The following is a 14,648-nucleotide window of genomic DNA, read 5'->3' as shown; positions in this document are numbered from 1 at the left end:
TTTGGGTCGGGAGCCAGCACGGGGGCCAAGACGGGGGCCACTATGGGGGCCAGAGGTCACGTGTTCCTGGGGGACGGCATGGGCGACACCGGGATCGGCGCCTTGCTCGTTCGGCTGCGTACCGCGCGCGGCTGGAGCCAGCAGAGGGTTGCCGACGAGTACAACGCCCTGGAGGGGCGCTCCGCGAAGACCGGCAAGGAGATCGGGCGGTACGAGCGCGAAGCGCGAATTCCTGTTCCCTACGCCCGGAAGTACCTGGCGCAGGTCTTCGGTGTCGATGTCGCCGTACTCGACCAAGCTGTTGCCATCAGCAAGGGGCAGCGGGACGGGGCTGACGCCGCCGAGGTCGAGACCGTGCCGTCGGTGCTGCCGCCCGAAGACACTCACGTCCGTGGAGACCCGCTCTCGGAGGACGCGGTGCGTTCGGCGGACTTCGCCCGCTTCATCGCGCAGCGGAACGCCGACGAGTTCGTCGTGGAGCAGCTGGAGGCAGACGTCGGCCGGCTCGCCCGTACGTACGTCAGCCACCCGTTGATGGAGCAGTACGTCGAGATCAGGCGGTTACGGGACGGGGCCTTCGAGCTGCTGCGCGGGCGCCAGCACCCCCGGCAGACCACTGACCTCTACCTCTCCGCTGCTCGCCTCTGCGGCCTGTCCGCGCACGTCTGCCTCGACCTCGGCGCCTACGACTCCGCCGCCACCCACGCCCGTACCGCACGCGCCTGTGCCGAGGCGGCCGGGCACGAGGGGATGCTGGCCTGGGTACGGGCCGTGGAGTCCTTGATCGCGTACTGGACCGGGCGGTACGAGCAGGCGGCCCGGCTGGCGCAGGCCGGCCGTCGGCACCGGGCGAGCGGCAGCATCGGCGCACGGCTGGCGAGCCTGGAGGCGCGGGCGTTGGCGATAGTCGGCGACTCGGCAGGTGCGCTCGCCGCCCTGTCGGATGCCGAACGATCGCGCGAGGCGGTCTCGGGTGGGGACGAGGTGCTGGGAGTCTTCGACTTCCCCGTGGCCAAGCAGTTTGCGTACGCCGGAACGACCCTACTGGCCGTGGGCGGGCAGGAGCACGTCCAGCGGGCCATCGTCAGCGCGGAGACGGCGATCCGCCTCTATCGCAGCGCGGACGGAGACGACCAGTCGGTCGGTGACCTGTTCGCCGCGCACCTCGACCTCGCCAGCGGGCACCTGCTCCTGGGCGACCTGGACGGCACGGAGAAGATGCTCGGCTTCGTTCTCCAGTCCTCGCCGGAGCGCATGTCGGCCAGTATCGTGCGCCGACTCACCGTTCTCGGGCGGGAGCTGGAAGGGCCGCAGTACGGTGGAGCCGCGCAGGCGGTACACCTGCGCGAACGACTCCAGCACACGGCCGTCCGTGCGTCCCTGCCCGCCGCCCACCCCCCGGAGTTGCCGACGTGACCGACCTGTCCGCCGCCCACGACGCCGCCGTCACCGACCGGGCCCGCCTGGCGGGCAGCGCCTACAACGGAGACCGGGACCTGGCCGCCCGGCAGTCGCTCTACCAGTGGCAGACACCGCGGTACGACCTCCCCGGCCTCGTGGCCGAGCAGCTGGGCGACGTACGTGGGCGGGTCGTCGACATCGGCTGCGGCAACGGCAAGTTCATCCAGCGGCTCCGCCAGGACCGCCCGGACCTGTCCCTGCTCGGCCTCGACATCGCTCCCGGCATCCTCGCTGGCGTCCCCGGCCCGGTCGCGGTCGCGGACGCCACGCGGCTTCCGATGGCGGCGGGGAGCGTCGACGCCGCTCTCGCGCTCCACATGCTGTACCACGTACCCGACATCCCCCAGGCGGTCAGGGAGCTGGCCAGGGTCGTCGCCCGTGACGGGCTGGTCGTCGCCTCCACCAACAGTGACCGCGACAAGGCCGAGCTCGACGATCTCTGGCAGCGGGCCGCCGGCGACGTCCTCGGCATCGACCGGGGCCCGGCCCGGATCTCGCTCAGTGCCCGCTTCTCCCTGGAGAAGGCCCCGGCCTTCCTCGGTGAGGAGTTCAGCCGCGTGGAGGTCGTCGAACTGCCGGGGACCATCACGGTCCGCGACCCCGAGCCCGTCATCGCCCACATGGCCTCGTATCGAGCCTGGGCAGACCAGCACGACGTGCCCTTCGACGCGACCATCGACCGGGCCCAAGCCCTCGTCGCCGACGACATCGCCCGCATTGGCGCGTACGAGATCACCTGCCTTGGCGGCATCCTCGTCTGCCGCCGGTGAGATCAGCTCAGTGGCGGCCAAGGCCCGGCGAGGAGGCGTCCTGCCTCCTCGCCGATCGCTTCCGCCAGCTGGTCCCGGTCGCCGCGTCGGATCGCTGCCCAGTCGTTGTAGGCGTCGGTCTTGTCGACCAGCGGCCTGAGCGACTGCGGCCGGGCCAGGGCGCCCCACCCTTCGTACGTGATCAGGTCGCCGCCGGCGGCGGGGTCCAGGCTGCCGTTCACGATCAGCCGGAGCCACCAGCGGACGAGTTCCCAGCGGGCCGCTTCCCACGGGAGGTCGGTGGTGTCGGCCGGGAGGTCCTGGAGCAGGCCGAGTTCGTCCAGCACCTGGTCGAAAAGAGCGTCGGCCTGCTCGTGCTCGGAGCGTGAAAGGCCAGCGAGGAGAGGGAGGGACTCCGTCTCGACGTCGAGGACCAGGGCCGTGAGGCTGGCCTCGATGAGCTGCTCCGGGTAGTGCCGTCGGCCGATCAGACGCTCCACAGCCAACATCCGGAGGCAGGCGACGACTTCCTGTGCGCTCGTGGCGTACGGCGTGAAGGGCGTGGGCAGGGTGACGTCGATGCCCGGTCCGCCCTCGACGAAGTACGACCAGAAGTCGACGGTCGTACGGGCGAGGAGGTCGCTCGATCGGCCGGCGAATTCGTGGTGGATGTAGTCGGCGAGGTCGTTCCCGTACAGGATGATGTCGGTCTGGTGGACGGACAGGACGGGGTGCCCGTGCTCGCCCGCCGTGCCGGGCAGGTAGCGGTGCCCGTAGACCGGGACCAATTGCGGCACGCTCTCCAGCTCGGTCCTCGCGACGCGCAGTGCCTGGGACGTCTCCGCCAGCCTCGACGGCCAGGCGGGATGCCAGAACCCGTTGTGCTCCACGTCGAAGAGCACGCCCTCCACCGGCCACGCCAGTCGCCCGGCCAGGTCCCCGGGGTCGCCGTCGCGCCAGTCGGGCCACCGCGATGAGCCGTGCGGGAGCCCGGCGGCGAGGAAGACACGGTGGTCTGCCGAGAAGGTGAAGCCGAACCGTGTCTCGACCGCGTCGAGTTCCCGCTCACTGAGCCCCGGTCCGATCTCGGTTCGGAGCATGCCCTGAAGGGCACGCGCGGCGTCCAGGGTCAGTTGTGGGGTCGGCGGCGTGTTCACGCCTGCCAGCGTAGTGAGTGGTACGGCCGTACATGTCAGGAAGCTGTGGCAGTCCGCTGCCTCATCGCGCATTCGTTGCGGCGGACTGCCACGACCTCGGCGCCGTTCGCCCCCCCGCAGTGTCCGCCCAGAAGGAGCGATTGGCAGGTCCGCCGGCGTGGTGGCGCCTACCCGAGGGCGGCGGCAGCGGCCTTGTAGTCGGCGGCCTGGGTCGGGGTGAGGTAGTGGCTGACGCGGATGAGTACGGTGCCGCTGACAAAGTCGTACTCGGCGAGCATGGGCATGCCCTTGGTGACTCTCTGGATGTAGTCGGCGCGGGCCTGGGAGTCGGCTGCGATCGTGAAGACCTCGATCGCTCCGCCGAGTCCGACGCTGCCGGGCTCCGCGCCGGCGACGTCGTCGACCTTGATGCGGGAGTCCGTGAACGTGACCTTGCTGGTGTACTGGTTGGGGCGGCCGAGGAGATGGTTCGGGTCGTCGTCCTCGGTGACAACGCCTGAGAGCTTGGCGGACGCGACCTTGCCGGAAAGGGCCTTGAAGGCGTCGCTGGCGGTGAGCTCCTTCGCTGCCGGCTTGGTCGGGACGCCAGCGGTTGCAGTGGTGGCGTTCTTCGGCTGGTCGTTCTTCTGATCGTTCCCCGACCCGCATGCCGTCGTGGCCGCGAAGGTGATGACGAGGGCGGCAGCGGACAGGGCGGGCTTACGCATGATGGCTCCGAAGTGTGGCGGGTTGGGGTGTGTTGATCAGGTCGCAGAACTATTGCACTGCGTTGTTGCAGTGCGTGCGGATACCGGAAGACCGGCTGGTGTCAGTGCCCGGCCGGGCAGGTGGCTGTGGGTCGACCGCGGAGGAGCGCAGGGGCTTGTCCGCTGGTGTCTATCGGCAGCTTCGGGTATTCAGACGTGCGGGATAGGGCCGGGGACCGGGGAGAGCCGCTTCTGGTACTGAGGCCGGCCTCAGGCATGCTCTTCCCACGGCTACTGGGTAGCGTCCCTCGGGTGAATCTTCACCTCATCAACGATGTGCCCGACGGCCTGACCCGACGAGCGCGGTCCTTTGTCTCCGCGCATGGCGTCAAGGTCGACGTTCGCCCCGTCGAGGGGCACAGGCAGTGGTGGCTCGAGCGGGACATCCCAGCAGCGGTGATCGATCGCATGGCGGCTTACCAGGAGCGATGGGGCGGTCTGCTCCTGCCACCCGCACCGCAGTACGACGGAGGCCCCAAGTACCTCGATCCGGACTCGCCCGAAGCGGACTCCGCAGGGTGGTGGTTCGAAGCCGGGATGCAGCGGACCGCAGTCCCCTACTCATTCATGATCAGTCCGTCTGGTGAGTTCGGTATCCAGGGAGATGAATGGGCACCCCTCCACGCGACCATCGAGGGCTGGGTGGAGTCGCTCGCCCTGGCCCACCACGCATCCATGTGGGCGAAACAGGTCACCAAGCTCGTCGGCGATGACGTCGATGGCATAGAGCTGAACGGCTATGCGCCGGTGCGCGAGGTGATGGGCCTGGCGGACACCTGGTGGAGAGGGCCCGACTCGCTGGTAGCCCTCTACAGCGGGGAGGCCACGGCGCTCGACTTCCCCAGGGGCCGCATCGCAGTGATCTACTCCGGCCTTGATGATTGGGGACTGCGAGGAGGCGTGGACGACGATGGCTGACCTTGTCGTTCAGCCTCGTTTCGGCTGGGGCGGATCTCGAGCAGGCGGTGCCGCCAAGCCCAAGCCGATCGCTACCCTCTTCGCATGACCGCGAACGGAGATCGCCAGTTCCCCGCCGCGCTCGCCGCTGTCATGGCGGTTCGGCTCGAGTGCATTGGCGAGGACGGTGTCGACTTCGAACCTTACGAGTCCTTCCTGACCGCTGATGAGACCACCGAGTGGTTCCGCGCGTGGACAGGAAACGGCGAGCTGAACGGCGACGACTTCCGCGTGTTCGGCCAGGACGGCACGGGCGGGAACGCGGCGTTCTGGCTGGTTCGTCCAGGTCGGGAGCTGGTGGAACAGCCCGTCGTCTTTCTGGGCTCCGAAGGAGAGACAGGCGTTGTCGCTCGAGACCTGGGCGCCTTTCTGTGGCTGCTGGCTGACGGCTTCGGCCCGTGGGAAGCGGCCACCTCATATGAGCCCGAGCCGGATTGGGCTCCCCAGGCCAATCGCGACCTGGCAGCTATCGCGGAGCGATTCGCTCCGGACCGCCGCGCGTCGGCATCGGAGATCATCGCGCAGGCCACACAGGAGTTTCCCGACTTCGACGACACCATCATGAAGCTCTGTCGTTGAGCCGGACCCGATGCCCCGCCACGAGGCGTGGCGGGGCATCAGGCCGGGGTCAGCGGTGCTGGCTACGCTCTTCGGGCCTCAGAGCCACTGGTGTGGCCGAAGGGTGTGGCGTGGCGGACATAACCGAGGTGCCGCTGGTGGTGCTTCGGCTGCGAGCCGCTTGCGTCCTCCGGTTCGGCTGAGCCGTGATGCGCCAGTTGAGGACCTCGGCGGGGCGCTCCGCGCTGTCGAGTTCTCGTTGGGCGCCCACTTCGGCCAGGAGGCGTCGGGGGTTGTGGCCGGCGGTCTCGGCGTGGGCGAGGGTGGTGGTCAGGGCGGTCCAAGTGGGGTCGGCGAGGATGCGGTCGGCGTGGTCGGGGAAGGCCGCGCGCATGTCTTGCTCGTAGCGGCGGGCGGTTGTGGCTCGTGGTGCGCGGTGGGTTAGGTCAGCCAGGACGGGTGTGGCGGCCTGCTGGTAGCCCCTCTGGAGGTGGCGGAGGGCTTCTTCGGCTGCGGCGGTCTGTTGTTCGTGGCCGCGTTGTTCGTGCCACTTGGCGGCGGCGCGGGCCAGGTGCACGGTGGCGAACAGCAGGGCGATGGCGAGTCCGCCCGGCTCGTTGGAGGCGTAGGCGAGTTCCTTGGCGGCCTTGCGCAGGGCGGTGGCGGTCTGGTGGTCGGCGCGGATGGCGGAGCGGCGGGCGCGGTTGAACGCCATCGCCGCCGCCCGTAGTTCCGTCCGGTGTGGGCCGGTCGTGGCGCTGGCGATGTTGTACAGGGCGTCACCGAAGGCGGCCAGGTGGCCCTGGGCGGCGGCATCGTCACCGGAGTCGAGGACGATGCGTGCCGTGTGTATGGCGGTGGTGGTATGCCGCCATGGGGCGGCGGGGTCCGCCACATACCGCGGGTGGTCGGCCACCTTCTGGTCGGGGAGGCGTTCGCGTAGACGGTTGATGGAGAGGTCGGGGGCGAGTTTGGAGCCGCCGTACCAGACGGGCTTGCCAGCCGCGTTGGTGTCGCCGGGGGCGGCGAGGCTGTAGCCGATCACGTCGCCGGTCTCGGGGCCGAGGCGGGTCTTGACCTTGATGCCGAGGGACTGCAGCACGGTGAAGTAGTCGGCTTCGGTTCGTACGGCGGCGGCGACCGCGTACGCCTGCTCGCGCAGCCAGTGCCGTGCCGTGACCGTCTGGCCCTGGCGTTCCGCCTTGGCGCGTTCGGCGCCGGTGGGAGTGCGGGGCGCGGTGAGGTCGCCGGACTTCAGGCGGCGCAGGCCGAACTCGGCCTCGATCTTGCGGCACTCGGCCTGGGCGCGCTGGCCGTCGTGGTGGGTGCGGGGGCGGCGGCCGTCGGTGCGGACGGTGGTGGCCATGATGTGGATGTGGTCGTCGGCGTGGCGTACCGCAATCCACCGGCATGCGTTCTCGTCGCCTTCGGGGGCGATGCCGGTGGCGTGCACGATGCGGCGAGCGACCTCGGCCCACTCGGCGTCGGTGAGGTAGCGGTCGCCGGGCGCGGTACGGACCGGGCAGTGCCAGACGTGCTGAGGTGGCTTCTTGCCACCCAGCTCGCGGGTGCGCAGGTCGACGTGGGTGTCGAGGCGCTTGGCGAGCTGGGAGTAGGTGGCTGCCGGGTCGCGGCCCGGGTCGGGGGCGCCGGCCATGTCCCAGGCGGCGACGATATGAGGGTCGGTGTGCTCGTCACGGCGGCCGGGGCCGAAGAGGTAGACGATCAGTCCGCGGGTGTCGGAGCCGGTGGAGACGTCAGGAACCATGCGCGGTGCCCTCCGTCAGGAGCTGGTCGATCAGGCGGTAGCTGCTCTCGGCCGCTTGCTCGACGCGGTCCAGCACCGCCTCGGCGCGCTCGGGCACCGTTCCTCGGTGGATGGCTGCGGTGATCTGGTTGAGGTTGCCGCCGATGCGGTTCAGCGAGACCGTGTGTGCCTCGACGGCCTCGATCAGCGGGCGGAGAGGATCGTCCTCCGGGCTGCCGACCAGCCCCGCCTTTCCCAGGGCGACGGCCAGGGCGGCGTCCCCGACGAATCCGGCGAACTTCTGACCGCGCTGGTGGGCTGCTGTGCTGATCACGCCGACCGCTGTCCGTGTGAAGCGGATGGTCTTCTCCTGGTCGCGCTTCTCCACGGTGCGCTTGCGGTTCATCAGTGCGGGCAGGGTAGGGGCGTCGAGGTCCCGCCAGGAGGGTTGCTCGACGGGCGGTGGGACATCGGCCGGCGGCTGGGCGCGGAGGGCGGCGGAGTTGACGATGACCCCCTCCGGCTCGGGCGCCCCCTGGCGCTCGGCCTTCTCCTCCGCCACCCCTGGGGCGGGGGCAAGCGCGGACGAAGCCTCGTTAGAGGCTCGTTCGCTCCAGCTTGCTGCTGATCGACGGGTCAGGCCGAAGAATCCCCTGCGGCGTCGGGCGGGGTCGTTGTCGGTGCTCGTTTCGGGCATGGTGGTGCTCCGGTGGTCGTGTAGGGGGCTTCGTCACGTCCGTTGCATCCGTCCCGTAGCTGGTCAGGACAGGTACGGAGACGGTCGCAGGTACGGACTGATCCGTATCGGCAAGGAACTCCGTCCCCGCGCTGACCTGCGCGGGGACGGATGCGACGGATTGATACGGAGCTGGTGTCAGCGAGTGGGCTTGGGGCCGGCAGGCCCGCCAGGCGGACCGACGGACAGGGTCCCGGACGGAGGGGCGGGCGGCTTGCCCTGGGCTCGACGTGCGGGCGCGGTCCCCTCGGCTGTGGGTGCCGGTTGGGCGGGGTCGGGGCAGTAGCGGGCCCAGGCGTCGAGGAACTGGTTGCGGGCGTATGCCTTGGCCTGCCTGCCGTTCTCGAAGCGGTGGTTGGCCGGGCTGATACCGAAGTCGCGCAGCAGGTTGGCCAGGTGGTAGGCGTTCAGGCCCTTCGTCCCGTACTCGGCCCACGGCGCCTCGGCGTCCTGGAGGAGGGCGGCGAGCAGGTCCTGGCTGCGCAGCGCCTCCCTGTGGCCTTCCCGCTCGAACACGCGGCGGACGTCTCGCAGCAGCCGCGTCTTCAGCGTCGTCTGCTCGTCCTGGACCACCTCGTTGCGCGTCATCGCCAGGCAGGCGGCACGGGCCCGCGAGGGCCAGCGGCCGCCGGCCAGTTCGGCGACGATCACCAGCGGCTCCCACGTGTCGGCTGCGCGGTCTTCGACCGGCATCTGCGGAACCAAGCCCTCTGCGGTGGTCCGCAGCGGAGTCAGCCAGGCGGTCAGCCGGTCGCGCAGCGCGTTCAGTTCCGGGACGGAGTAGCGGGAGCGGAAGGCAGCGATCTTCTCGCCTGGCTTGCGCTTCTGCATGCGGAGGACGACCGCCCGGTCCATGATCGTGTCCGGCAGGTAGCCGATCCCGGCGAGCGCGGCCATGGCGAAGGTGGGAAGAGCCGTGGGCTTGTGCTCGGGGCCGGAGATTCGCCAGGCGGGGCGGTTGCGCTGGTGTCCGGCGTTCAGCAAGCCGCGCAGGTCCTCCTTGTCGCCGGCTTTGGGGCCGAAGATGGTGTCGGCCTCGTCCACCAGCAGCGTCGGCGGGTTCTTGCCGATGACGCGGAACACCACCGCCGGCGAGGTGTTCACCGTCATCATCGGCTGGTGCACGGTCTCGTGGAGCACGTCCAGGACGCGGGACTTGCCGCACCCCTTGGTCGGCCCCACCACCGCCAGGCGCGGCGCGTGCTGGAGGGCGGGCTGAATGTGGGACGCCGCCACCCACAAGGTGACCGCGGTCAGGGCCTCCTCGCTCGGCAGCACCACGTACCGGCCGATAGCGGCACGCAGCTCGTCCAGTACGACGGTCCCCTCCTGGTCCCGGTCCGCCGTGAGGCCGGCACCCTCGCGGTCCCCAGTTCCCGGTCCGGGTTCGGGGACCGTCCCCGGATCACCGTGGTCCACCGAGACCGACGGTCCGGGTTCGTCGGTCGACTGACCGGAACTCTCCGCCCGCTCCTCGGCTTCCGGACCGGGGCCATGGTCCGGGTTCCGGGACCGATCCGTCAGGCCGCTGAGCTGCGCGTTCTCCGTCGGTCCGGGTTCCTGTTCCGGGTTGTCCGGAACTTCGGTCCGGGTTTCGGTCGCCGGTCGGTCCGGTTCCGGACCGACCGGACCAGCGGCACGGTCCGGTCGATCGCCGGTCCCCGGAGAGCCGCGCCGGCCGTCCGCTCGGTCCGGACGGTGCCACGGGATGCCCTGGCCAGGGACCGCAGCGATAGGCCAGACGACCTTGGGGGACGTGTTCGAGGTGGCGGGGGACGTAGAGTCCTCCATTGGCGTTCCTCTCAGGTGGGGGGCGGGACGGGCAAGGTCCCGCCCCCCACCGGTTCGTTCGTTCAGGGATGGGCGGCGTGCAGGGGAATCTCCGGCCCTCGGCGTTGGCGCGCCGGGGGTCGTTGCTTTGTCCGGGGCTGCCGGCGGCTCATGAGGCCAGGCCCCACTCGTCTCGGCCGTCGATCAGGGTGCGCTCGTAGCGCAGGAGCTCGGCCTCGGGGTACAGCACCCGCTTGCCGACCTTGATGCCGCGCGGCCCCTTCTTGATCTGGCGCCAGTAGCGGACGGTGCTCTCGGCCGTGCGATAGCGCTCGGCGACCTCGGAGGTGGTCAGGTATCGCATGTATTCCCTTTCGGCTAGGTGGCGATTCGATCTGCATAGGTTGTACCTCGCGATCGCCGGTTAGCCAAATCGGGAAGCCCATGTTTCAATCTGGATAGCGATGGTGATGATGGAGGTTCGATGGCAGGCGACAGGCCCGAGGGCGGCGAGGTGCCGCTGCTCTACAGCGAGGGGAATGTGGCCGCGCGCGTGGCCCTGGAGCGCGAGGTCAGAGGGTGGAGCACGACCGAGCTGGCCGACCGGGTGACCAGAGCCGGCGTGAAGATGAACCAGACGGCGGTCTGGCGCATCGAGAACGGCACCCCTCGTCGGCGCATCAACCTCGACGAGGCCCTCGCCTTCTCTCGTGTCTTCGAGCTCCCCCTCGAAGAGCTGATGTCCCCGCCCCTGGAGGGGCTCGACATCGACAGTCGGCGCCTCGTCCAAGAGGCCGTCGAGGCGTTCTACGAGGCCCGAGACGCGCGCGACCGCCTCCACCGCGCCGTGGTCGCCATTGCTGACCACATCAAGGCCCATCCCGACAGCTCGCGGGCGATCCACGAGCAGTGCCTCCGCCTCATGGGCGACGAGCGGGACGCTCGCACGCTCAGCAGTGACATCGAGGACGGTGGTCACTACTGACAACCGACACGAAGGAGAGGCCACTTGGCCAACATCCAGAAGCGCCCCAACGGCAAATGGCGGGCCCGCTACCGCGATCTCGACGGCAAGGAGCACGCCCGCCACTTCGAGCGGAAGCTTGATGCCCAGCGGTGGCTCGACGAGGTCACGGCGAGCATGGTCACCGGTCAGTACGTCGACCCGCGCGCCGGCCGGATCACGTTCGAGAAGTACGCCGAGAAGTGGGAGGGCTCGTTGATCGCCAGCGAGGCGGGCGAGCGCATCACCGACAACGCGCTGCGGCTCCACCTCGTACCGGCGCTGGGCGCCCGGTCCATGGCGGCGATACGTCGCAACGACATCCAGGTGCTCTTCAAGCACCTCTCCGACCAGCTCGGCCCCGGCAGCGTGCGGAACGTCTACGACGTCCTCGTTCGCGTCATGACGGCGGCCGTGGACGACAAGGTCATCACCTCCAGCCCGTGCCGCCGGATTACTCTCCCGGCGATGCCGGACGAGGAGGTCACCCCGCCCACGGTCGAGCAGGTCGAGGCGATGGCGCGCGTGATGCCGCTGTACATCCGCGCGGCGATCATCTCCCTCGCCGGATCAGGGCTGCGCATCGGTGAACTGCTCGGCCTGAAGGTGTCGGACGTCGACTTCAAGGCCGGCACCATCCGGGTCGACCGGCAGCGGCTCCAGTCCGGGAAGATCGGCCCGCCGAAGACCGCTAAGTCCCGGCGCACGGTTCCGGTCGGCGAGGTCGTCACCGACGCGCTCCTCGCGCATCTCGCCGCACGGCCCTCCAAGGAGTGGCTGTTCACCATGGAGGAGGGGGAGCCGCTCAACTACCGGCGGTGGAAGACCGAGTGGAATGGCGCCCGCAAGGCGCTCCAGGCGGCCGAGAGTGAGGTCGCAGGGCGCGAGGGCCGCAAGCCCGTCGAGCTGCCGCACATGGTCACCCACGACCTGCGGCACTTCTACGCCTCCGCGCTCATCGCCGGCGGCGCGAGCGCCAAGCAGGTGCAGCTCGTCCTCGGGCACGCGTCCGCCGTCATCACGTTGCGGATCTACGCGCACCTGTGGCCCGGGGAAGAAGACCGCACCCGGGCCGTCATGGACGCCGTGCTCGGCGTCCTGCGGACCGGGTGCGGACAGGTGGGCGACGTGACCTGCGAAATCGCAGGTCAGAACGCCTGACCAGAGATCAGGCCTTCTTGGTCTCCCAGAAGATCCGGTCGACCTCGGCGATGAGCTCCAGCGCCTTCTCGCCCGTCTTCGGGTCCGTCGACGCCTTCGCGGCCGACAGGGCCTTCAGGGTGTCGTTGATGAGCGTGTGCAGCTCCGGGAACTTCTCGAAGTGCGGGGGCTTGAAGTAGTCGCTCCACAGCACCGAGATGTGGTGCTTGGCGAGCTCCGCGCGCTGTTCCTTGATGACCGTGGCACGCGCGCGGAAGTGCGCGTCCTCGTTGGCCTGGTACTTCTCCTGGACGGCCTTGACCGACTCGGCCTCGATGCGGGCCTGGGCCGGGTCGTAGACACCGCAGGGGAGGTCGCAGTGGGCGCTGACCTTCACCTTGGGGGCAAACAGGCGGGAGAGCATGCAGCTGTCCTTCCTCGTGATCGTCTTCTCAGGTGGGAGATTACTCCCCGAGAAGGCGGTTTTCGCGAGCGCCCCCAGGGGCTTAGGACAAAAGTCCAGGGGCACCATGGGACTCGCGTACGAGTGAACGAGTGGGCGCGTGGGCGTGTGGATGGGATGAGTGGGCCGGTGGGCGAGCGGGACAGAGGCGGCGCATGAGCGGCGCGGGGCGGGAGCCGGGGCCCGGAACGCGGCCTTTGTTCGGGATCGCCGAGGTGACGGGGATTTCCATGGTGCCCACGCTGCTCCACGGCGATCAGCTGCTCGTGCACTACGGAGGGCGGCTGAGGGCGGGGGACGTCGCCGTGATGCGCCATCCGCTCCAGCAGGATCTCCTCATCGTCAAGCGGCTGATCGAGCGGCAGGGCGGCGGCTGGTGGGTGCTCGGGGACAACCCGGACGCCGAGGGGGACAGCCGGGTCTTCGGCGCCGTGCCGCCCGAGCTGGTGCTCGGGCGGGTGCGGGCGCGGTACCGGCCCGTCACGCCCGGGCGTCAGCGGTCGGCCGGTGTGCTGCTCTCCTGGCTGTTCTCGGCCGTCAGGCCCGTCGTGTCGGGCCGCTCGGCCTCCAGGCGCTTGCGGGCCCGGTAGGCGGCCACGTTGGCGCGGGTCGCGCAGCGGTCCGAGCAGTAGCGGCGGGAGCGGTTGGTCGAGGTGTCGAGGTAGGCGTTGCGGCAGGGCGGCGCCTGGCAGAGCCCGAGCCGGTCGGCGCCGAACTCCGTGAGGTGGAAGGCGAGTCCCATCGCGGCGATCGCCGCGTAGCCCGCGGTCGCGTTCGAGGGGTGGTCGGCGAGATGCATGTGCCAGCGCGGATGCCCCTCGTCGTCCAGGTAGTCGTGGCCCGAGATCTGCGGGCTGACGGGGAACTCCAGGAGCAGCGAGTTCAGCAGGTCCACCGCCTGCGTGTGGTCGCCCGCGTCCGCCGCGGTGAAGACCGCCCGCAGCCGGGTGCGTACCGAACGGAAGCGCGTCACGTCGGCGTCGGTCGCCCGCCGGGCCATCTGCGAGGCCTCGCCGAAGAGATCCCGGACCGCCTCGACCGACGTCAGGGAGTCCTTGTTGCGGGCCGGCTCCTCGGTGTTGACCAGACGCACGGCGTAGTCCGAGTAATAGGCCAGTTCCACTTGTAGTCCTTACGGCGGAGGGCTAGGGTCGGATGCGGAAGGGGTAATGGACGTTACCCCTTCGAGGGTATTACGGATGGGCTGGAGGGGTGTCATGACGGACGCTGCTGTGACCGGAACCGACTGGGCGGCCTGGCAGGAGAGCTGGGACCGTCAGCAGGAGTGGTACATGCCGGACCGCGAGGAGCGGTTCCGCGTCATGCTCGACATGGTCGAGGCCGTCGTGGGGCCGGAGCCCCGCGTCCTCGACCTGGCGTGCGGTACTGGGAGTATCACGGATCGGCTCCTCAAGAGGTTCCCGAAGGCGACCAGCGTCGGCGTCGACCTCGACCCCGCCCTGCTCGCCATCGCCCGCGGCTCCTTCGACGGCGACGAGCGGGTCTCCTTCGTCACCGCCGACCTCAAGGATCCGCGGTGGGTCGACAGCCTGCCCCACGACTCGTACGACGCCGTGCTCACCGCCACCGCGCTGCACTGGCTCCACACCGAGCCGCTCACCGCGCTCTACGGACAGCTCGCCGGCCTCGTCCGGGACGGCGGCGTCTTCATGAACGCCGACCACATGATCGACGAGACCACGCCCCGTATCAACGCCGCCGAGCGCGCCCACCGTCACGCCACCATGGACCGCGCCAAGGCCGCGGGCGCGCTCGACTGGGCCGCCTGGTGGGCCGTGGCCGCCCAGGACCCGGTCCTCGCCGAGCCGACCGCCCGCCGCTTCGAGATCTACGGCGAGCACGCCGACGGCGACATGCCCTCCGCCCGCCGGCACGCCGAGATCCTCCGCGCCGCGGGCTTCGACGAGGCCCGGGCCGTCTGGGCCTCGCCCTCCGACACGCTGCTGCTCGCCCTGAAGTAGGGGGCCTGTGGGGGCTGGGTGCGAGAAGGGGCGGTACGGAGGAGTCCTCCGTACCGCCCCTTCTCGTGCGGGCCTCGGTCCTACAGCACCTTGGAGAGGAATGCCTTGGTGCGGTCGTGCTGGGGGTTGGTGAGGACTTCGCGGGGGTGGCCGGATTCGACGACGACGCCGCCGTCCAT

Annotated in this window: 16 protein-coding genes and 1 pseudogene; 8 read left to right on the top strand and 9 right to left on the bottom strand. The window is 70.0% G+C overall.

Annotation, left to right across the window (positions count from 1 at the left end; translation table 11 throughout):
- The first annotated feature begins 42 nt into the window (after positions 1-42).
- Positions 43-1,416: an XRE family transcriptional regulator gene (locus AB0E14_RS34225; protein WP_362427441.1), complete on the top strand. Its 1,374-nt coding sequence runs from the start codon at positions 43-45 to the stop codon at positions 1,414-1,416.
- Positions 1,413-2,231, top strand: a complete 819-nt coding sequence (locus tag AB0E14_RS34220; RefSeq protein ID WP_362427438.1) for a class I SAM-dependent methyltransferase — start codon at positions 1,413-1,415, stop codon at positions 2,229-2,231. The genes AB0E14_RS34225 and AB0E14_RS34220 overlap by 4 nt, the downstream gene beginning before the upstream one ends.
- Before the next feature lie 2 nt (positions 2,232-2,233).
- On the opposite strand, the gene AB0E14_RS34215 is transcribed toward AB0E14_RS34220, so the two are convergent.
- Both AB0E14_RS34215 and AB0E14_RS34210 read right to left on the bottom strand, forming a co-directional pair.
- A complete protein-coding gene (locus AB0E14_RS34215) occupies positions 2,234-3,367 on the bottom strand; it encodes a hypothetical protein (RefSeq protein WP_362427435.1) in 1,134 nt (377 codons plus the stop codon).
- Between the two features lie 167 nt (positions 3,368-3,534).
- A complete protein-coding gene (locus AB0E14_RS34210) occupies positions 3,535-4,074 on the bottom strand; it encodes a hypothetical protein (protein WP_362427433.1) in 540 nt (179 codons plus the stop codon).
- 291 nt (positions 4,075-4,365) lie between these two features.
- Here AB0E14_RS34210 and AB0E14_RS34205 point away from each other — a divergent pair, with 291 nt between their 5' ends.
- Positions 4,366-5,031: a hypothetical protein gene (locus AB0E14_RS34205; protein WP_362427431.1), complete on the top strand. Its 666-nt coding sequence runs from the start codon at positions 4,366-4,368 to the stop codon at positions 5,029-5,031.
- A gap of 84 nt (positions 5,032-5,115) precedes the next feature.
- The gene (locus tag AB0E14_RS34200; protein ID WP_362427428.1) at positions 5,116-5,649 is read left to right on the top strand and encodes an SMI1/KNR4 family protein; all 534 of its coding nucleotides are present in this window, start codon (positions 5,116-5,118) and stop codon (positions 5,647-5,649) included.
- Positions 5,650-5,698: 49 nt separating this feature from the next.
- Here AB0E14_RS34200 and AB0E14_RS34195 read toward each other — a convergent pair whose 3' ends face one another.
- The 4 genes from AB0E14_RS34195 to AB0E14_RS34180 all read right to left on the bottom strand — a co-directional run bounded on the left by AB0E14_RS34195 (position 5,699) and on the right by AB0E14_RS34180 (position 10,245).
- Positions 5,699-7,396 carry a mobilization protein gene (locus AB0E14_RS34195; RefSeq protein ID WP_362427425.1) on the bottom strand — a complete coding sequence of 566 codons (1,698 nt, stop codon included), beginning with the start codon at positions 7,394-7,396 and terminating at the stop codon, positions 5,699-5,701.
- Entirely contained in the window at positions 7,386-7,937 is a 552-nt protein-coding gene (locus AB0E14_RS34190; protein ID WP_362427422.1) for a hypothetical protein, read from the bottom strand. Before AB0E14_RS34190 ends, AB0E14_RS34195 begins: the two co-directional genes overlap by 11 nt.
- A gap of 312 nt (positions 7,938-8,249) precedes the next feature.
- Positions 8,250-9,530 carry a DUF3631 domain-containing protein gene (locus tag AB0E14_RS34185; RefSeq protein WP_362427419.1) on the bottom strand — a complete coding sequence of 427 codons (1,281 nt, stop codon included), beginning with the start codon at positions 9,528-9,530 and terminating at the stop codon, positions 8,250-8,252.
- Positions 9,531-10,050: 520 nt separating this feature from the next.
- Entirely contained in the window at positions 10,051-10,245 is a 195-nt protein-coding gene (locus tag AB0E14_RS34180) for a helix-turn-helix domain-containing protein (RefSeq protein WP_362427416.1), read from the bottom strand.
- 120 nt (positions 10,246-10,365) lie between these two features.
- Between AB0E14_RS34180 and AB0E14_RS34175 the strand changes: the two genes are divergently transcribed.
- Together AB0E14_RS34175 and AB0E14_RS34170 are read left to right on the top strand one after the other, a co-directional pair.
- Positions 10,366-10,866: a helix-turn-helix transcriptional regulator gene (locus AB0E14_RS34175; protein WP_362427413.1), complete on the top strand. Its 501-nt coding sequence runs from the start codon at positions 10,366-10,368 to the stop codon at positions 10,864-10,866.
- Positions 10,867-10,890: 24 nt separating this feature from the next.
- Positions 10,891-12,045 carry a site-specific integrase gene (locus AB0E14_RS34170; RefSeq protein ID WP_362427410.1) on the top strand — a complete coding sequence of 385 codons (1,155 nt, stop codon included), beginning with the start codon at positions 10,891-10,893 and terminating at the stop codon, positions 12,043-12,045.
- Positions 12,046-12,052: 7 nt separating this feature from the next.
- Here the strand turns inward: AB0E14_RS34170 and sodN are convergent, their stop codons facing one another.
- On the bottom strand, positions 12,053-12,448 hold the full coding sequence (gene sodN / locus AB0E14_RS34165) for a superoxide dismutase, Ni (protein WP_362427407.1): 396 nt from the start codon (positions 12,446-12,448) through the stop codon (positions 12,053-12,055).
- Positions 12,449-12,642: 194 nt separating this feature from the next.
- Between sodN and sodX the strand changes: the two genes are divergently transcribed.
- On the top strand, positions 12,643-13,077 hold the full coding sequence (gene sodX, locus AB0E14_RS34160) for a nickel-type superoxide dismutase maturation protease (RefSeq protein ID WP_362427404.1): 435 nt from the start codon (positions 12,643-12,645) through the stop codon (positions 13,075-13,077).
- Here the strand turns inward: sodX and AB0E14_RS34155 are convergent.
- Complete coding sequence (locus AB0E14_RS34155) at positions 12,981-13,610, bottom strand: CGNR zinc finger domain-containing protein (protein ID WP_362427401.1); 630 nt, start codon at positions 13,608-13,610, stop codon at positions 12,981-12,983. The two genes, sodX and AB0E14_RS34155, sit on opposite strands and share 97 nt — an antisense overlap.
- A 94-nt stretch (positions 13,611-13,704) precedes the next feature.
- Between AB0E14_RS34155 and AB0E14_RS34150 the strand changes: the two genes are divergently transcribed.
- Entirely contained in the window at positions 13,705-14,469 is a 765-nt protein-coding gene (locus AB0E14_RS34150) for a class I SAM-dependent methyltransferase (protein ID WP_362427399.1), read from the top strand.
- 80 nt (positions 14,470-14,549) lie between these two features.
- Here AB0E14_RS34150 and AB0E14_RS34145 read toward each other — a convergent pair.
- A pseudogene (locus AB0E14_RS34145) lies at positions 14,550-14,648 on the bottom strand (ectoine/hydroxyectoine ABC transporter ATP-binding protein EhuA); the annotation flags it as partial.

Origin of the sequence: Streptomyces sp. NPDC047981, from assembly GCF_040653315.1 — a bacterium.
Lineage (GTDB): Bacteria > Actinomycetota > Actinomycetes > Streptomycetales > Streptomycetaceae > Streptomyces.
The sequence above is the reverse complement of the archived record's forward strand: the minus strand, read 5'-3'. Positions and strand labels throughout refer to the sequence as shown.